The 17278-nt window shown below is 50.8% G+C and carries 17 protein-coding genes; 6 read left to right on the top strand and 11 right to left on the bottom strand.

Features of this window, described 5'->3' with window-relative positions; translation table 11 throughout:
* From ACTHR7_RS03325 to ispH, 6 genes are all read left to right on the top strand, one after another.
* Entirely contained in the window at window positions 1-888 is an 888-nt protein-coding gene (locus tag ACTHR7_RS03325) for a prepilin peptidase (protein ID WP_107868021.1), read from the top strand.
* Window positions 888-1508 (top strand): dephospho-CoA kinase, encoded by a 621-nt coding sequence (gene coaE / locus ACTHR7_RS03320; RefSeq protein WP_107868020.1) that lies wholly within the window; start codon window positions 888-890, stop codon window positions 1506-1508. Before ACTHR7_RS03325 ends, coaE begins: the two co-directional genes overlap by 1 nt.
* Complete coding sequence (yacG, locus tag ACTHR7_RS03315) at window positions 1505-1687, top strand: DNA gyrase inhibitor YacG (RefSeq protein ID WP_003682475.1); 183 nt, start codon at window positions 1505-1507, stop codon at window positions 1685-1687. Before coaE ends, yacG begins: the two co-directional genes overlap by 4 nt.
* 81 nt (window positions 1688-1768) lie before the next feature.
* Complete coding sequence (glyQ, locus tag ACTHR7_RS03310) at window positions 1769-2668, top strand: glycine--tRNA ligase subunit alpha (protein WP_003685919.1); 900 nt, start codon at window positions 1769-1771, stop codon at window positions 2666-2668.
* A gap of 148 nt (window positions 2669-2816) precedes the next feature.
* Window positions 2817-3323 carry a signal peptidase II gene (gene lspA, locus ACTHR7_RS03305; protein WP_107868019.1) on the top strand — a complete coding sequence of 169 codons (507 nt, stop codon included), beginning with the start codon at window positions 2817-2819 and terminating at the stop codon, window positions 3321-3323.
* A gap of 13 nt (window positions 3324-3336) precedes the next feature.
* Window positions 3337-4305, top strand: coding sequence for a 4-hydroxy-3-methylbut-2-enyl diphosphate reductase (gene ispH, locus ACTHR7_RS03300; protein WP_070765631.1), 969 nt, complete (start codon window positions 3337-3339; stop codon window positions 4303-4305).
* Between the two features lie 119 nt (window positions 4306-4424).
* Here ispH and ftsZ read toward each other — a convergent pair whose 3' ends face one another.
* The 11 genes from ftsZ to ACTHR7_RS03245 form a co-directional block, all read right to left on the bottom strand.
* Window positions 4425-5624, bottom strand: coding sequence for a cell division protein FtsZ (gene ftsZ / locus ACTHR7_RS03295; RefSeq protein WP_063076120.1), 1200 nt, complete (start codon window positions 5622-5624; stop codon window positions 4425-4427).
* A gap of 252 nt (window positions 5625-5876) precedes the next feature.
* On the bottom strand, window positions 5877-7130 hold the full coding sequence (gene ftsA, locus ACTHR7_RS03290; protein WP_003682483.1) for a cell division protein FtsA: 1254 nt from the start codon (window positions 7128-7130) through the stop codon (window positions 5877-5879).
* Between the two features lie 74 nt (window positions 7131-7204).
* Window positions 7205-7924, bottom strand: coding sequence for a cell division protein FtsQ/DivIB (locus tag ACTHR7_RS03285; RefSeq protein ID WP_440370315.1), 720 nt, complete (start codon window positions 7922-7924; stop codon window positions 7205-7207).
* Window positions 7914-8828, bottom strand: coding sequence for a D-alanine--D-alanine ligase (locus ACTHR7_RS03280; RefSeq protein WP_295709142.1), 915 nt, complete (start codon window positions 8826-8828; stop codon window positions 7914-7916). The genes ACTHR7_RS03285 and ACTHR7_RS03280 overlap by 11 nt, the downstream gene beginning before the upstream one ends.
* 87 nt (window positions 8829-8915) lie before the next feature.
* Window positions 8916-10325, bottom strand: coding sequence for a UDP-N-acetylmuramate--L-alanine ligase (murC, locus tag ACTHR7_RS03275; protein WP_250579027.1), 1410 nt, complete (start codon window positions 10323-10325; stop codon window positions 8916-8918).
* A 166-nt stretch (window positions 10326-10491) separates the two neighbouring features.
* The gene (gene murG / locus ACTHR7_RS03270; RefSeq protein ID WP_440370314.1) at window positions 10492-11559 is read right to left on the bottom strand and encodes an undecaprenyldiphospho-muramoylpentapeptide beta-N-acetylglucosaminyltransferase; all 1068 of its coding nucleotides are present in this window, start codon (window positions 11557-11559) and stop codon (window positions 10492-10494) included.
* A 4-nt stretch (window positions 11560-11563) separates the two neighbouring features.
* Entirely contained in the window at window positions 11564-12826 is a 1263-nt protein-coding gene (locus ACTHR7_RS03265) for an FtsW/RodA/SpoVE family cell cycle protein (protein WP_440370313.1), read from the bottom strand.
* Between the two features lie 271 nt (window positions 12827-13097).
* Window positions 13098-14594: an amidase gene (locus tag ACTHR7_RS03260; RefSeq protein WP_440370312.1), complete on the bottom strand. Its 1497-nt coding sequence runs from the start codon at window positions 14592-14594 to the stop codon at window positions 13098-13100.
* Between the two features lie 203 nt (window positions 14595-14797).
* Window positions 14798-15358: a L,D-transpeptidase family protein gene (locus ACTHR7_RS03255; RefSeq protein ID WP_070459555.1), complete on the bottom strand. Its 561-nt coding sequence runs from the start codon at window positions 15356-15358 to the stop codon at window positions 14798-14800.
* Window positions 15359-15371: 13 nt separating this feature from the next.
* Complete coding sequence (gene murD / locus ACTHR7_RS03250; RefSeq protein WP_070459558.1) at window positions 15372-16709, bottom strand: UDP-N-acetylmuramoyl-L-alanine--D-glutamate ligase; 1338 nt, start codon at window positions 16707-16709, stop codon at window positions 15372-15374.
* Between the two features lie 86 nt (window positions 16710-16795).
* Window positions 16796-17278, bottom strand: a 483-nt coding sequence (locus ACTHR7_RS03245; protein ID WP_440344900.1) for a tetratricopeptide repeat protein, incomplete at its 5' end; no start/stop codon positions are given.

Genomic DNA, 17278 nt, shown 5'->3' with positions numbered 1-17278 from the left:
ATGTTTGATAGTATTTACTCCGCCATCGACACCCTCTCCGTTCTTGCGCCATTCGCTATTCCTTTAGCCGTTATTTTGGGATTGCTGATTGGCAGCTTTCTGAACGTTGTCATTTATCGTACGCCGATAATGATGGAACGCGAATGGACACAATTTTCTAAAGAGCATTTGGGCATCGAGCTGACAGACGAAGAAAAACAGCCATTTAATCTGCGCAAACCGGATTCACGCTGCCCCAAATGCAAAAGCCCAGTCAAACTTTGGCAAAACATCCCCATCCTCAGCTATATTTTACTGGGTGGGAAATGCCACTCCTGCCAAACCGCGATCAGCATACGCTATCCGCTGATTGAGCTGCTGACAGGCATCTTATTCGGTATTGTCGCGTGGCAATACGGCTGGTCATGGGCGACTATTGGCGGATTCATTCTGACTGCCATATTGATTGCGCTGACCTTTATCGATGCCGATACTCAATATTTACCCGACAGCCTGACTCAGCCCCTAATCTGGATCGGCCTGCTGTTTAATCTGAATGATACATTCGTGCCCCTGCATTCAGCCGTTTGGGGTGCAATCGCAGGCTATATGAGCCTTTATACTTTATGCGCCGTCTATAAACTTCTGACCGGTAAAATCGGCATGGGCAATGGCGACTTCAAACTTTTGGCCGCACTCGGTGCATGGCTGGGCGTAGGAATTTTGCCTGTTCTGATCTTCATGGCTGCCTTGGTCGGGCTGGTGGGCGCACTCATCGCCCGCGTCGGTAAAGGTCAATATTTTGCTTTTGGTCCCAGCCTTGCTGTGGCAGGATGGATTATTTTGGTTGCCAATGCATCTATTACCCAACTGGTACAATGGTGGCTCGTACAATCAGGGTTACGATAATGACATTATGGATAGGCTTGACCGGCGGTATCGGCAGCGGCAAATCATCTATTGCCCAAATGTTTGCCGAACTTGGCGTACCCATTATCGATGCAGATGCCATCAGCCGCTCACTGACAGCTGAAAACGGCGAAGCCCTTCCTGCCATCCGCCAGCTTTTCGGCGATGAGGTTTTTGACAGTGAAGGCCGTCTGAATCGTATCGCTTTACGGGAAGAAGTTTTCAGACGGCCTCAATCCAAAAAACAACTGGAGAACCTGCTTCTGCCATTAATCTTAAACAAAATCCAACAAAAGAAACAACAACTTGTCTCATCCAACTACGGCATTATCGATGTCCCGCTTTTAATTGAGAATCCGGCATTTAAAGCGGAGACCGACCGCATTTTGGTTGTAGATGTTCCAGAGTCCGTCCAAATCGAACGCGTACACCAGCGCAATGGTTTTTCAGATGAACAAACGCGTCAAATCATGGCCACCCAAGCTTCTCGATCTGACAGACTGCTGCATGCCGACGATGTATTGGACAATACTCATAGTATGGAAGAAGCAAAAATCAAGGTTGGCCGCTTGCATCAATACTATCAATCCATTGCACAATCACTGAAAGAAACTGCATGACTGCTCCTGTTGTAAAATGTCCGACCTGCCACAAAGAAGTCGTTTGGAACACCGACAGCCCCTACCGCCCTTTCTGCAGCAAACGGTGTAAGCTCATTGATTTAGGCGAATGGGCACAAGAAAAATACACCGTTTCTTCGGAAGACGACCCCTTTTCAGACCTGTTGGACGGCAAATAAACTGCGCCGCTTCCTTCAGCCTATCCAAAACAGGCTCAAAACAGTAAAATACCCTCTTTATTCCAATCTATTCCATCCACCATGCTCACCTTCCAACAAATTATTTTCAAATTACAAAACTACTGGGCAGACAAAGGCTGCACCGTTATCCAACCTTTCGATATGGAAGTCGGTGCCGGTACTTCGCATCCAGCCACCTGCCTGCGTGCATTAGGCCCGGAGCCTTGGTTTGCCGCTTACGTTCAACCCAGCCGCCGCCCTAAAGACGGCCGCTATGGCGACAACCCTAACCGCCTGCAACACTACTATCAATTCCAAGTTGCACTCAAACCTGCACCGGCCAATATTCAAGACCTCTACCTCGACTCCCTGCGCGAATTGGGTATCGACCCTAAAGTACACGACATCCGTTTTGTCGAAGATGACTGGGAAAACCCTACTCTCGGCGCTTGGGGCTTGGGTTGGGAAGTTTGGCTCAACGGCATGGAAGTAACCCAATTCACCTATTTCCAACAAGTCGGCGGTATCGACTGCTCCCCTGTACTTGGTGAAATTACCTACGGTATCGAGCGTCTCGCCATGTATCTGCAAGGCGTGGAAAACGTGTACGACCTCGTTTGGGCAAAAACCCTTGATGGCAACATCGTAACTTACGGCGACGTTTATCATCAAAACGAAGTCGAACAATCCACCTACAACTTCGAATACAGCGATGCCGATTGGCTCTTGCGCCAATTCAACGACTATGAAGAACAAGCCAAACGCCTGCTTGCAGTTGAGGACACCAGTCTTGCCCTGCCTGCTTACGAGCTTGTACTCAAAGCCGGCCATACGTTCAACCTCCTGGATGCACGCGGTGCCATTTCCGTTACCGAACGCGCAACCTACATCGGCCGTATTCGTGCACTGAGCCGTATCGTTGCTCAAAAATTCGTTGAAAGCCGCGAGAAACTGGGCTTCCCATTGCTTAAAAACCAATAAGCCTGCATATACTTACCACGCCGCCCTTTGATATATTCAAGTTGCGGCGTTTCTATTTTCAGACGGCCTTGACGTCGATGCCATTGCAAACACTTCCAGCCTGCTTTCAGGTAAAATAAGCCCTTTACTACATAAACCGTCTGAAAACATGAGTTCATCCTCTCCTACAAAAACGCCCTTTTTCTTACTTTCCCTCGTTGCCATCATTCTTGACCAACTGAGCAAATGGGAAATCTTGAAACACTTTACCGAAGGCGAACGCCTCAATATCATTCCAGACTTTTTTGACCTGACGCTTGCCTATAATCCAGGCGCGGCATTCAGCTTTTTGGCCGACCAAGGCGGCTGGCAAAAATTCTTCTTTTTAGGTCTGGCCGTCGTCATCAGCCTGTATTTGGCCCGTGCCATCTGGCGCGATGAGTTTGGACGCTGGGGCAAACTGGGGGCAGCCATGATTATCGGCGGCGCAATTGGCAATGTGGTTGACCGTCTAATTCACGGCCACGTTGTCGATTTTCTGCTTTTCTATTGGCAAAACTGGTTCTATCCAGCATTTAACATTGCCGACAGCTTTATCTGCGTTGGCGCAGTTTGCTTGGTAATAGATGGTTTGCTGCACAAAAAAACACCTTCAAACGACACAAAGGCCGTCTGAAAACGGAATGCACATGACTCAAAAAACCATTATCCTTGCCAATCCCCGCGGCTTTTGTGCCGGCGTTGACCGTGCCATCAGCATTGTTGAACGTGCACTCGAAGAATACGGCGCACCCATTTACGTCCGCCATGAGGTCGTTCACAACAAATTCGTCGTGGATAATCTTCGTGCAAAAGGTGCTATATTTGTCGATAACTTGGCGGATGTCCCAAAGGGTGCCACACTGATTTACTCGGCTCACGGCGTATCCAAAGCCGTCCAGGAAGAAGCGGCACAACGTGGTTTCCGCGTTTTTGATGCCACCTGCCCTCTGGTAACCAAAGTCCATAAAGAAGTAGCCCGCCTCGATGAGCAAGATTACGAAATCATCATGATCGGCCACAAAGGCCACGTCGAAGTAGAAGGCACGATGGGACAGTTACCCCCGGGCAAAATGTTTCTGGTTGAAACAGTGGAAGATGTAGCCGGACTGAACGTCAAAAATCCTGACAAACTTGCCTACGTCAGCCAAACCACTTTATCGGTAGACGAAACCAAAGACATTATTGCAGCTTTGAATCAACGCTTCCCCAATATCCGCAATCCGCACAAAGAAGACATCTGCTACGCCACAACCAACCGCCAAACTGCCGTTAAAGAATTGGCGGAAGAATGCGACCTCGTGATTGTTGTCGGCTCGCCCAATTCTTCCAACAGCAACCGCTTGCGTGAAGTAGCCGCATTGCGCGGAGTCGATGCCTATATGGTCGATAATGCTTCCTATCTGAAAAAAGAATGGTTTGAAAACAAAACCAAGGTTGGTGTAACTGCCGGTGCATCTGCGCCCGAAGTCTTGGTTCGAGAAGTCTTACAAACCATTCAAGATTGGGGACATGAGACCATACGCGAAGGAGAAGGTGCAGAAGAAAGCATTGTATTTGTCTTACCCAAAGAGTTGCGTCGCGAGGGCGAAAACAAGCAAATCCTAAATAAAGGGTAAGTTTGTTATTTGCTTTATTTGAACTTAAGGCCGTCTGAAAATTTTCAGATGGCCTTGAGTTTATTTTGCCAATAAAAAAGACCTGCCTTAAAGGCAGGTCTTTTCATATATGATCCTGATTATTTATCAGAAGTATGTTGCTGACGGCGCAAGATAGCAGGAATTTCAAAGTCATCCAGCACAGACTGGTTGCTGAAATCAGCCGCAGTCAGATTCATAGAACGGATATTGCGGTTGGTACGAACCAGGCTTTCAGCACTACTTTGGCTTTGAGCTTGAGGTGCTTCTTCCGCACCGCGTACCAATTGTTGGGTACGGGCAGCAGCGCGTAGTTGGTTGTCAGTACCGTTTTCTTTCAAGCCGGTAGCAATGATGGTAATACGGATAGCGTCTTCGCTCATGCTCTCGTCTTCGGCAGCACCAAATTTGCATTCCACTTCAGGGTGTGCATTTTGATTGACGATACGCATAATCTCGTTGAACTCAGACATTTTCAGGCAACCAGGAGCAGTGGTAATGTTTACCAATACACCGCGTGCGCCATCCAAAGTAACGTTATCCAAGAGCGGGCTGGAGATAGCTTGATCGGTTGCTAATCGGGCACGGTCGATACCTTGTGCGAAACCTGAACCCATCATGGCGATACCGCGATTGCTCATCACGGTTTTCACGTCGGCGAAGTCCAAGTTGATCATGTCGCTAGGGCAAGTCACCACTTCAGAAATACCGGCAACCGCATCACGCAGTACATTGTCTGCCGCACGGAAAGCTTCGCGCATGGTCACGTCTTCGCCCAAAGCAGTCATCAATTTGTCATTCGGGATAATAATCAGGGAATCCACGCGCTCTTTAAGCTGATCCAAACCTGCTTGAGCGATATGTACGCGTTTGCCTTCGTAAGCAAACGGACGGGTTACAACCGCAACGGTCAGGATACCCATTTCTTTAGCGATTTCAGCCACAACAGGAGCGGAGCCGGTACCTGTACCGCCACCCATACCGGTCGTGATGAACAGCATGTTTGCACCGCGGATGGCATCTTCGATGGCTTCGCGATCTTCCTGAGCGGCGGCGCGGCCAATTTCAGGATTTGCACCGGCACCCAAACCGCGAGTCAGGTTTGTACCCAATTGAATGCGTTTAGCCGCATTGTTTTTAGCCAATGATTGCGCATCGGTATTGGCACTGATGAACTCAACACCATGGATAGTGTTGGCAACCATGTTGTTGATGGCATTACAGCCACCGCCACCCAAACCGATAACTTTAATAACAGCAGGGCTTGTTGCTGATTCTGCTACGTCGTAAACAAATTCCATTCAATAATCCTCCGCGCCCCGCTTTATAAGGACGGTTCAAAAATAACTCATTATCCGTATTATATAAGAAGTATCCTGATACTGGCAAAAATCTTCTTATCATCCGACTGTCGGCGTTATATTTTTACTACAATTTTTAACAGAAAATATACAAGTTTTAAATTATTCACTTAGCAATTATTTAAAACCGTTTAATTCCACTTAAATATTCAGGACAAATGGATTTTACACCGCCTGCCCTGAACGCTTTTATCAGAAATTATCTCTAAAGAATCTTTGGATTTTTTCCCACAGACCCATTTTTTTGCCTGAATCATTCAGGGCAATCGCACCGGTTCGGCTGGTTTGTTCACCCTCTTCTGCGGCATAGGCCGTCTGAAGCAGGCCGATCGCTGTTGAATAGCGTGGATTGCGGATACGCTCAGATACGCCGCCCATTTCTTGTGGAACACCAATACGCGCCGGCAGGTTGAAGACTTCTTCCGCCAACTCAACAATACCGGTCAACATAGAAGCACCGCCGGTCAAAACGATACCGGAAGTCAGCACTTCTTCAGGGAAGCCAGAACGGCGCAATTCGTTCAGCGTCAATTCCAAAATCTCTTCTACACGCGGGCCGATGATTTCAGCCAAGACGCGGCGTGAAATTTGACGTGATTGACGATCGCCAACGCTAGGAACTTCAATCATTTCATCCAAGCCGTCCATAGTCGGAATGGCGGCACCGTAATGGATTTTGATGTACTCGGCTGCACTGTGCGGCGTACGCAGGGCTTGCGCCAAGTCTTTGGTAATCAAATCGCCGGCAACGGGAATAACCGCGGTATGGCGGATTGCACCATTGGTATAAACCGCGATATCGGTTGTACCGCCACCGATATCGATGACGCACACACCCAAATCTTTTTCGTCTTCAGTCAAAACAGCATGACCGCTTGCCAAAGGCTGAAGCATGATTTGATCCATTTGCAGGCCGCAACGTTGGATACATTTTTGGATATTTTGCAAGGCAGTGTTCGCACCGGTAATGATGTGAACACGGGTATCCAAACGCACGCCGCTCATGCCGATAGGCTCTTTCACACCTGGCTGGTTGTCGATGATGTACTCTTGAACCACAGTATGCAAGATATTGTGATCAGGCGGAATATTGATGGCTTTGGCCGTTTCGATGGCACGATCGATGTCGGCTTGCGATACTTCGCCATCTTTAATTTTTACCACGCCTTGTGAATTCAGGCTGCGGATATGGTTACCAGCAATACCGGTGACGACGTGGGAAATTTTGGTATCTGCCATCAGCTCGGCATCTTCCACCGCCTGACGAATGGCTTGTGCAGTGGCGTCAATGTTGGTCACCATACCTGCACGCAGGCCGCGTGAAGGGCTTTGACCCAAGCCAACAATGTGGATTTCGTTATCTTCCCGAATCTCACCGATTAAGGCGATGACCTTGGACGTACCAATGTCTAAGGCACTGATATATTTATTTTGTTGTTGTTCCATAATTGCTCGTTCGCTATGTTGTCTGACTGACGGTTTGATTATTTTTGAAACAAGATTGCTTCACGTCTAATCGGCTATTCACTGTCGGAAGGTTTTTCAGACGGCCTGTAACGGACTGAAAAACCATCCTTATAACGCATATCGACATACTCGATACGACTTTGTTTTTTATGCAGCAGCGATGGCCAAATCTGTGCAAACTGCTGCAAACGTTTGATTTCGTTTTCACGCCCCAAGCGCACGGTAATGCCGTTGTTCAATACAAGCAGCCATGCCGAACGCGGCGTGTAGATCAATTCTTTGATGGTCAGTTTCAACGGGCTCAAAATTCCGGAAAAGTCCGCATAATGTTTGACCATGTCTTTGCCTGTCCCCTGCTGCCCTTCAAATATAGGCAGGTCCTGTTTCAGGCTTGCGGCAAACACATTACCCTTACTGTCCACCAAGCCGCCAGCGCGCCAGTGTGCAACCGGCACACGCTCGGTCAGGATAATTTCCACGGTTTCCGGAAAACGGCGGCGTACCATTGCCGAGTCAATCCAAGGCAACTCCTGAAAAGCGGCCTGCGCCGAATCAATATCGGCGCGGAACATATTACCCCTGATATGCTCTCGTGCAACGGTTTGCAATTCTTTGCTGGAAGCATATTTCAGCTTACCCTGAATAGCAATCTGTTTCACAGGAAAATATTTGGAATTGTAAAGCCAAGCTATGCCCGAACCTATCAGCAGAAAGGTCATCAGCAACAATAGCCGGCGGGTCAGCCGACCCAGTGCGCCTGCATCATCCCACATGAGCGGTCTTCAAAATCTCAATACATAAATCAGCAAAATCCACGCCGGTATGGCCTGCAGATTTTGGCACCAAACTGTGGCTGGTCATACCAGGCAAGGTATTGATTTCCAAGAGATACAGTTTACCGTCCGTATCTTTCAGAAAATCCACGCGCGAACAGCCGTCCGCACCAATCGCCTGCGCACCACGCACAGCGAGTTCGCGCATCAGGTTTTCCTCCGCCTCGCTCAAATCTTCCGACGGGCATTGATAAACCGTATCGTCGCGGTTGTATTTGGCTTCGTAGTCGTAAAACTCGGTAGCTGGAATAATATGAATGCTCGGCAGGCCTTTGCCGTTCAATACCGGGCAAGAATACTCGCCGCCGCCGATAAAGCGTTCGGCAATAATTTCACCCTGCAAATGTTTCAATTCTTCGTAAACGCTTTTCAGACGGCCTTTTTCTTTGACTTTTACCACACCGACGCTGCTGCCTTCTGCGGCGGGTTTCACAAACATCGGCAGTCCCAATTTTTCTTCAACGGCATCAAAGTCGCTGTCGTCATGCAATACGGCAAACTCAGGCACAGGCAAGCCCACGGCCTGCCAAATCAGTTTGCAGCGGTATTTGTCCATACCCAGCGCGGAAGCAGCCACCCCGCTGCCGGTATAAGGAATACCCATTAGTTCCAACGCTCCTTGAATCGCGCCATCTTCGCCGAAAGTGCCGTGCAGAATATTGAAGGCCGTCTGAAAACCTTGTGTTTTCAATTCAGACAACGGGGTTTCTTTGGGGTCGAACGCATGGGCATCAATACCTTTGCTTTTCAAGGCAGCCAAAATAGCGGCGCCGCTGTCCAGCGACACTTCGCGCTCGCTGGAGAAGCCCCCCATCAACACGGCCACTTTGCCAAAATTCTGCATAATTTCCACTTTCTTAAATACTGATAGAGGCCGTCTGAATATTGTTCAGACGACCTATCTGTCCTCAAAGGCCAATATGCCTGTTTATTATGATTGTTTCGACAATTCCACCAATGCAGACGGAACGCGGTTGATGCTGCCGGCACCCATATTCAGAACAACATCGCCGTCTTGCAAAACATTCAGCAGCATTTGCGGCAGATCGGCAACGTTTTCACAGTAAATCGGCTCAAGTTTGCCCAATACGCGGATGGCGCGCGCCAAGGCGCGGGAATCGGCTGCGGCAATCGGCTCTTCGCCTGCGGCATAAACTTCGGTCAACACCAGCGCATCGACGGTATTGAGGACTTTGGTGAAATCTTCGAACAAATCACGTGTGCGGGTATAGCGGTGTGGTTGGAAAGCCAAGACCAAGCGTTTTTCAGGGTATGCACCGCGTGCGGCGGCCAGAGTTGCCGCCATTTCGACAGGATGGTGGCCATAATCGTCCACCAGCAGCGCGGTTCCGCCGTTTGGCAATTTGATGTCGCCATATTTTTGGAAACGGCGGCCGACACCTTCAAAGCTGAGCAAACCTTTTTGGATTGCTTCAACCGATGCACCAACTTCCAGCGCAACGCCGATAGCCGCCAACGCATTGAGGACGTTGTGGCGGCCGGGCATATTCAAAACAACCTCAAACGGCTCTTGCTCATGTCCTTTCATTTGGACATGAACGGTAAATTTCATTTGCGCGCCAACGTTTTCAATATCGGTCGCGTAGATATCGGCAGTATCGTCCAAGCCGTAAGTGGCGTAAGGCTTACTCACTTTGGGCAAAATCGCGCGGACGTGTTCGCTGTCGATACACAAGAATGCCTTACCATAAAACGGCATACGGTGGATGAAATCCACAAACGCCTGATGCAGTTTCTCAACACTGTGGCCGTAAGTATCCATGTGGTCTTCGTCGATATTGGTCACGACGGACATAATCGGCGTCAGATACAGGAAAGAAGCATCGGATTCGTCGGCTTCGGCAACAATGTATTCGCCTTTACCCAAACGGGCGTTGGTACCAGCGGCGTTGAGCTTGCCGCCGATAACGAAAGTCGGGTCAAGTCCTGCTGCGCCGAGAATAGAAGCGGTCAGGCTGGTGGTTGTGGTTTTGCCGTGCGTACCGGCAATAGCGATACCATCGCGGAAGCGCATCAACTCTGCCAACATCAACGCGCGCGGAATCACGGGAATCTGCTGTTCCAACGCGGCAACAACCTCAGGATTGTCTTTTTTGACCGCAGTAGAGGTAACAACCACGTCGGCGCCATTGACGTGTTCGGCAGTATGACCTGGGTAAACTTGGATGCCGAGAGCGCTCAAATGTTCAGTAACGGCATTACGCGCCTGATCCGAACCGGAAACTTTAAAGCCCAAATTGTGTAAAACTTCGGCAATACCGCTCATGCCGACGCCGCCGATTCCGACAAAATGGATGTTGGTCACTCGATTTTTCATCATAATGTTGCGTTCCAGTTGGTTTTTAGTGCGTAAGGGCGTTATTTTAAAGGGCTATCCGCTTCTGCGCTATGCTTTTATTGTAAAGGAATTTTAACAAAAGCAATAAAGGCCGTCTGAATCGCCGTTAATTAACTTTTCAGACGGCCTTTAATCGAAGTCTGCCTGCTTATTCGGTACAAGAGATGGCAACTTCCGCCACATCGTCCGCACTGTGCGGCAACGCTAAGGTACGGGCATTTTTCGCCCATTTCAGGCATTTTTCACGGTTTAATCCGCCGAGGATTTCGGCCAGTTTTTCTGCCGTCAGTTGGGTTTGCGGTAGCAGCAAACCAGCTTCGGCCTGCACCATAAAACGCGCATTGGCTGTTTGATGGTCGTCCACTGCGTGCGGATACGGCACCAACAATGCGCCCAAACCGGCAGCCGTCAACTCGGCAATCGTCAGCGCACCGGCACGGCAAATTACCAAATCGGCATCGCGGTAGGCGGATACCATATCGGTAATAAATTCGACGCACTCGGCTTGCACACCCAATGCATCATAATCCGCCTGCAGGTTGCCCAATTTATTGCGGCCGGACTGATGATACATTTGCGGACGGGCCGCCTCAGGCAACAATGCCAAAGCCTGCGGAACGGTTTTGTTCAACACATCCGCCCCCAAACTGCCACCCACCACCAAAACTTTCAGACGGCCTTGACGGTTTTCAAAGCGTTCTTCGGGAACAGGCAATGCCGCAATATCGGCACGGACAGGATTACCCACCAATCCGCCTTCATGTTGAAATGCTTTGGGGAAAGCGTACAGGACACGTTTTGCCCAACGCGACAGTTGGCGGTTGGACAAACCGGCTACGGCGTTTTGCTCGTGAATCACAATCGGCACACCGGAAATTTTTGCCGCCAAGCCGCCGGGGAAAGTAACAAAACCGCCAAAACCGATAACGCACTCGACACGGTGTTTCTTAATAATCTGCTGCGCCGCGCGGATGGTTTTATACAGCGTAAACGGCAACATCAGCTTGCGCTTGATGCCATTGCCACGAATGCCTTTAATGGCCAGCGTTTCCAAGCGTATGCCGTATTGCGGCACGATACGCTCTTCCATCGAATCCTGACTGCCCAGCCAAATCACATGATGGCCGCGCTTTTGCAGCGACTCGGCAACCGCCAATGCAGGGAAAATATGACCGCCCGTACCGCCGGCCATCAGCATAAAAGTTTTACCGCTCATGGTTTTACTCCACCGAATAACCGCGCATTTTTTGGCGGTTTTCATAATCAATGCGCAATAACAAAGTAACGCACACCAGCATGATAAAGACAGCCGAACCGCCGTAAGACATAAACGGCAAAGTCAGGCCTTTAGTGGGCAGGATACCGATGTTTACACCGATATTGAAGAAACTTTGAATACCAATCCAAATACCGATACCGTTGGCAATGTACGCGCTGAACATCAAGCCCGAATCACGCGCCTGCTTGCCGATGGAAAACGCACGCCACACCAGCCAGCCGTAGCAAAACACCAAAACCAGCATCCCGACAAAGCCGAACTCCTCGCCAATGACGGCAAAAATAAAGTCCGTGTGCGCTTCAGGCAAGTAGAAACGTTTTTCCAAACTCGCACCCAAGCCCTCGCCAAACCAGCCGCCGCGCGCAATCGCCATCAAGGAATGTGTCAGCTGATAGCCTTTACCCAAAGGATCGCTCCAAGGGTCCAAAAACGCCGCTACACGCGCCATACGGTAAGGTGCAGCCAAAATCAACAAGCCCATTCCGCTCACAACGGTCGCCACCAATACGGCAAAATACTTCCACGGAAAACCTGCCAAAAACAGCATACCCATGGTAATCACGACAATCACGACAAACGAGCCGAAATCCGGCTGGCCCATAATCAAAACCAAACCGAACGCCACCAACATAATCGGCAGAATCAAGGTCTTAAACTTGCGGAAGCGTTCCTTTACCCTTACCCAAGCTTCACTTTTAAAAGGGCTGCACACCAAATCGCCAATACCGGTAAACAAAGACGACCAACCCAAAGAATCCAAATCGCGCAACATTTCTTCACGGCGCGTAAACAGGCTGGACAAATACAAGACCGTCGCCAATTTGAAAAATTCAGTCGGTTGCAAGTTGAGCGGTCCAATATGAATCCAGCGCGTCGCGCCGTTAATCTCACGGCCGACAAACAATACCAGCAGCAACAGCAAACCTGAAACAGCAAAATAAAACGGAATAATCCGCCGCCAGAAACTCATCTTCAGCAGGAAAAGCGGCAAGCATATAGCCACCGTAAACAGGATAAACATTGCCTGCTTAGACACAAAAGAAAACTGGCTGCCCCCTTCCGATGCCGCATACGCAATAGAAGCCGAATAAATCATAATCAGGCTGAAGACCGTCATTAAGGCGACCATCCACAAGAGAGAAACATCAAACTTCCGACCATCGCGCGCAATCGGCCGGTCAAGCATTTTGGAAAGACTAATCATGAAAACATCCGTAACGGCTTGAATAAAATATTCAGACGGCCTGCTAATGGGCAAGAGGCCGTCTGAAAAAATGAATTAACGTTATTTTAAAGGTTTATTTCCAAACCAACAATTCAGAATCTTTAAAGATGCCGGATTCCGACGTTCTTTGCGCCCTCCCCTACCCTTTGATACCGGCAAAAGGCCGTCTGAAAACGCTTTTATGTTCTCAGACGGCCTTGTATAAATTTTTTCTTCAGAAAAATAGGCTACTTTTTATCCAATACAAACCCTAAGCCAACTGCGGTATTTCCACCCACGGCTGTATCTGTTCCAACTGCGCTGCAAGGCGGAGCAGCGTGTCTTCGCGTCCGTGAGCGGCGGCAAACTGAGTACCGACGGGCAGCTCGTTATGCCGGTAAAGCGACACGCTCATGGCGGGGTTGCCGCTCATGTTCAGCGGCGACGTATAACCGACGTATTGCAGCGCGGCGGCGGCTTCTTTTTCTAAAAACGGGTTGTTTTTCAACAGAAAACCCAAGCGCAGCGTGCCAAACAGCAGGCGCATGGCTTTTTGTGCGGCGGGCGGCGGCATCATCTCGCCGATTTTCGGCGTGGTGCGCGGGCAGACGGGCGTCATTAACACGTCGTAGCGTGTGAAAAATGCTTTGGCGGCACGTTCCTGCGCCAGCATCACGTCGCGCGCCCATGCCATTTCGCCCGCACTGATTTGCCGACCCTGCACAATCATTGCCCACGTTGTCGGCTCAAGCAGGCGGTGCGGCAGTTTTTGTCCGGTTTCGTATTGATATTGGTAGAACAGTTTTGCCGTTTCGCCCATGACGATGATGCGGGCGGCTCGGTTGAGCTGTTCAGGCGGCGCAAAATCGGGCGTGGCTTCTTCCAATTCGTGTCCCGCGTCTTGTATCAGTTTCAAACTATGGGCGAACGCGGCTTCCGTGCCTTCGTCGTTGCCGCCGCCAAACCATGCCTGTTTCCAAAAAGCTATTTTCAGACGACCTGTTTCTTGTTTCAGGCTGCCTGCAAAACCGTTTTCGGGCGGCGGCGGGCAAGCATACAGGGCGCGGGCTTGGGTTTGGGCGGCGATGTCCAGCAAAACCGCGCTGTCACGCACGCTGCGGGTCAACACATGGTCGCATACCAAGCCTTGCCATGCCTCCGATGCGTTCGGCGCGTAACTGCTGCGACCGCGCGTGGGTTTCAGCCCGAACACGCCGCAGTTGTGCGTGGGTAAGCGGATGGAGCCGCCGCCGTCGCTGCCGTGCGCTGCGGGTACGACGCCCGAAGCCACTGCCGCCGCTGCACCGCCGCTGCTGCCGCCCGCGGTGTAATCCAAATGCCACGGATTGCGCGTGATGCCGTAAATTTCGGTTTCGGTAACAGGATACGCGCCCCATTCGGGCGTGGTGGTTTTGCCGAACACGCGCAGCCCAGCATCGAGATAGGCTTGGGTCAAATCGCTGTTTTGTTTGGCAATGTAATGCTGCATCATGCGCGAACCCGACCATGTCGGCGCACCTTCCCAATCCGCCAGCAGGTCTTTGAGCAAAAACGGTACGCCCTCCAGCGGCGTATCGGCATTTTCAGACGACCCCTGCCATGCCGCCGCGCGTTCGCGCAAATCATGCGCCAACAGATTGAGCTTGGGATTAACTTCGTCCAAGCGGTTTAAAGCAGCCTGCAACACTTCATCGGCGGACACTTCTTTTTTGCGGATCAGCTCTGCCAAACCGACGGCATCGTAACGGATGTAGTCTTGAAAATTCATGGGTTTTCCTTTCGGATTGATGAACACACGTTTTTTCGGTCAGGCATGGCTGCCCGCCGCCTCGCCGTTTGCCCGCATAGGCAAACTTTAAGAAACAGTAACACGGGTTAAAGGAAAAGAACAAATTTATCGTTGCTGCAAAAAGGTCGTCTGAAACCGCCTTGACGTTTTCAGACGACCTTTGAGGCAATAGCGCACAAGGTTTACGGCAGAATCTCAATTTCCGCATTGTGTTTCACGCTGCGGTAGAGTTCGTCGATTTCCTCGTCCGTTACCGCGATGCAGCCGTTGGTCCAGTCTTTTTGCAGGTGTTTTTTACCGATAAAACCCCAGCCGTTTTTCATGCCGTGGATTTTAATCAGCCCGCCCGGGCTTTTGCCTTGTGCCGCAGCGTAGGCTTTGTCGGCTTCATTGGGATAGGAAACGCCGAGATTTTTATGGTAGCCGCTATTGGGATTACGCTCATTAATGCGGTATTTCCCTTCGGGCGTTTTGCCGTCGCCTTCAAACTGTTTATGCCCGACCGGTTGCTTGCCCAACGAAATGGGATAGGTTTTCAGCAACCTGCCTTGCGAGTACGCCGACATGGTGCGTTTGCTTTTATGTACGACCAATCTGTCGATAACCGCATCTTCAGGCAACGGCGCTTCGCTTGGCATGGCAACGGTTATCGTGGAACGAATCGGCGCGGCAAACCAAAACACCAAAGCAGCGACAGCCGAAAACACGACTGCCGCCAAGCCGATCTTCAAACCCACTTTCATCTTTCAGACGGCCTTACAAAGCTTTGAACGCCTCGATAAACACTTCCGAACGGTGCGCATAGCCTTTGAACATATCGAAGCTCGCACAAGCCGGGCTAAGCAACACGATATCGCCCGCTTCGGCTTGGGCATATGCCGTCTGAACCGCTTCTTCCAAAGTGGCGCAGTCGGTCATATTCAGACCGCAGCCGTCCAAATCGCGGCGGATTTGCGGCGCATCGACGCCGATCAGGAACACGCCTTTTACCTTGCCGGCAAGCGCGTCGCGCAGGGGCGTGAAATCCTGCCCTTTGCCCATGCCGCCCAAAATCACGAAGAGCGGATTTTGCAAACCGGCAATCGCGGCGGCGGTCGCGCCGACGTTCGTGCCTTTGCTGTCGTCGATAAACACCACGCCGTTTTTCTCGCCGATTTTTTCGACGCGGTGCGGCAAGCCTTGGAAGGTTTTAACGTGTTCGAGCAATGCTTCGCGCGGCAAACCGATAGCCTCGCACAAAGCCACGGCAGCCATAACGTTGGCGGCGTTGTGCAAGCCTTGCAACGGAATGTCTTGCGTAGAAATCAAATCTTCATTGCCTTGTTTCAGGCGGCCTGTCTCGCGTTCCAACCAAAAATCGGCTTCGTGTTCCAACGAAAACCATTTCACCTCGCGCCCGGCGCGTTTCATTGCGCGGCAGAACGCATCATCCGCATTCAAAACCTGCACGCCATCGCCACGGAAAATCTTGTCCTTGGTATGCGCATAGTCGAGCAAGTCGTCGTAGCGGTCGAGATGGTCTTCAGAAATGTTCAGCACCGTCGCCGCCATCGGGTGCAGGCTTTCAGTGTTTTCCAGTTGGAAGCTGGAAAGCTCCAACACCCACACGTCCGCCTTTTTGCCTTCACGCTGCAATTCCGCCTCCAAAACCGGCGTGCCGATATTGCCCGCGATAACGGTATCCAGACCACACTTGATGCAGAGATAGCCGACCAGGCTCGTTACCGTGGTTTTACCGTTGCTGCCGGTAATCGCAATCACCTTGTCGCCACGGCGGTTCACAATGTCCGCCAACAATTCGATATCGCCCAACACACGTCCACCGTTTTGCTTGAACGCCTCAATATCCGGCTGCCGCTCGCTGATGCCGGGGCTGAGCGCCAGAATATCGAAACCGTTGTCCAGCGCATCTTTCAAACGACCCGTGTAAAACACCAGCCCGTCAAACATCTTACCGATTTGCGACACGCGCTCCGGTTTCAGCTCCGCATCATACGCGGCAACCTCCGCGCCGTTTTTACGCAGGTAGGCAATCATGGAAATACCCGTGCCGCCAAGTCCGGCGACGAGGATTTTTTTGTTTTGAAAAGTCATTTTGGTTTTGTCCTAAAACAAATCATATTGTGCAGGGGGGATGTCCGCTCCTGCTCAAGCCGCTTTCAGACGGCATCGCGAGCTGTTCAATAACCCGCCTTCAGGCGTTGGTAAATGTCGCAGCCGTCTTGGTCTCCGTTTTGACAAGCCTTACCAAACCATTCTTGAGCGAGCGCAAGGTCTTGGCGCACGCCGCGTCCTTCGGCATACATCACACCCAAATTGAATTGGGCACCAGCATGCCCTTGTTCTGCAGCCCTACGACACCACTGCACCGCCTGTGTATAGTCTTGACGGACTCCTTGCCCGTTGGCATACATCAGACCCAAATTAACTTGGGCATCGGCATTCCCTTGTTCTGCAGCCCTACGATACCACTGCACTGCCTGTGCATAGTCTTGACGGACGCCTTGCCCTTGTTCATACATCAGGCCCAAATTAACTTGGGCACCAGCATACCCTTGTTCTGCCGCCTTGCGATACCACTGCACCGCCTGTGCATAGTCTTGACGGACGCCTTGCCCTTGTTCATACATCAGGCCCAAATTAACTTGGGCACCAGCATACCC

The sequence above is a fragment of the Neisseria sp. P0007.S010 genome (assembly GCF_051962875.1).
In the GTDB taxonomy this organism is placed as follows: Bacteria; Pseudomonadota; Gammaproteobacteria; order Burkholderiales; family Neisseriaceae; genus Neisseria; species Neisseria subflava_A.
Note: the sequence above shows the minus strand (reverse complement) of the source record. Positions and strands in the feature narration are given on the sequence as shown.

Bases quoted from the DNA above. Each gene is read 5' to 3' on its own strand.
- ACTHR7_RS03325 (WP_107868021.1), top strand. From the start codon at position 1: ATGTTTGATAGTATTTACTCCGCCATCGACACCCTCTCCGTTCTTGCG.
- ispH (WP_070765631.1), top strand. From the start codon at position 3,337: ATGACTCAAAAAACCATTATCCTTGCCAATCCCCGCGGCTTTTGTGCC.
- ACTHR7_RS03260 (WP_440370312.1), bottom strand. From the start codon at position 14,594: ATGAATTTTCAAGACTACATCCGTTACGATGCCGTCGGTTTGGCAGAG.
- murD (WP_070459558.1), bottom strand. From the start codon at position 16,709: ATGACTTTTCAAAACAAAAAAATCCTCGTCGCCGGACTTGGCGGCACG.
- lspA (WP_107868019.1), top strand. From the start codon at position 2,817: ATGAGTTCATCCTCTCCTACAAAAACGCCCTTTTTCTTACTTTCCCTC.
- coaE (WP_107868020.1), top strand. From the start codon at position 888: ATGACATTATGGATAGGCTTGACCGGCGGTATCGGCAGCGGCAAATCA.
- ACTHR7_RS03255 (WP_070459555.1), bottom strand. From the start codon at position 15,358: ATGAAAGTGGGTTTGAAGATCGGCTTGGCGGCAGTCGTGTTTTCGGCT.
- ACTHR7_RS03265 (WP_440370313.1), bottom strand. From the start codon at position 12,826: ATGATTAGTCTTTCCAAAATGCTTGACCGGCCGATTGCGCGCGATGGT.
- murG (WP_440370314.1), bottom strand. From the start codon at position 11,559: ATGAGCGGTAAAACTTTTATGCTGATGGCCGGCGGTACGGGCGGTCAT.
- glyQ (WP_003685919.1), top strand. From the start codon at position 1,769: ATGCTCACCTTCCAACAAATTATTTTCAAATTACAAAACTACTGGGCA.
- ftsZ (WP_063076120.1), bottom strand. From the start codon at position 5,624: ATGGAATTTGTTTACGACGTAGCAGAATCAGCAACAAGCCCTGCTGTT.
- ACTHR7_RS03285 (WP_440370315.1), bottom strand. From the start codon at position 7,924: ATGTGGGATGATGCAGGCGCACTGGGTCGGCTGACCCGCCGGCTATTG.
- murC (WP_250579027.1), bottom strand. From the start codon at position 10,325: ATGATGAAAAATCGAGTGACCAACATCCATTTTGTCGGAATCGGCGGC.
- ACTHR7_RS03280 (WP_295709142.1), bottom strand. From the start codon at position 8,828: ATGCAGAATTTTGGCAAAGTGGCCGTGTTGATGGGGGGCTTCTCCAGC.
- ftsA (WP_003682483.1), bottom strand. From the start codon at position 7,130: ATGGAACAACAACAAAATAAATATATCAGTGCCTTAGACATTGGTACG.
- yacG (WP_003682475.1), top strand. From the start codon at position 1,505: ATGACTGCTCCTGTTGTAAAATGTCCGACCTGCCACAAAGAAGTCGTT.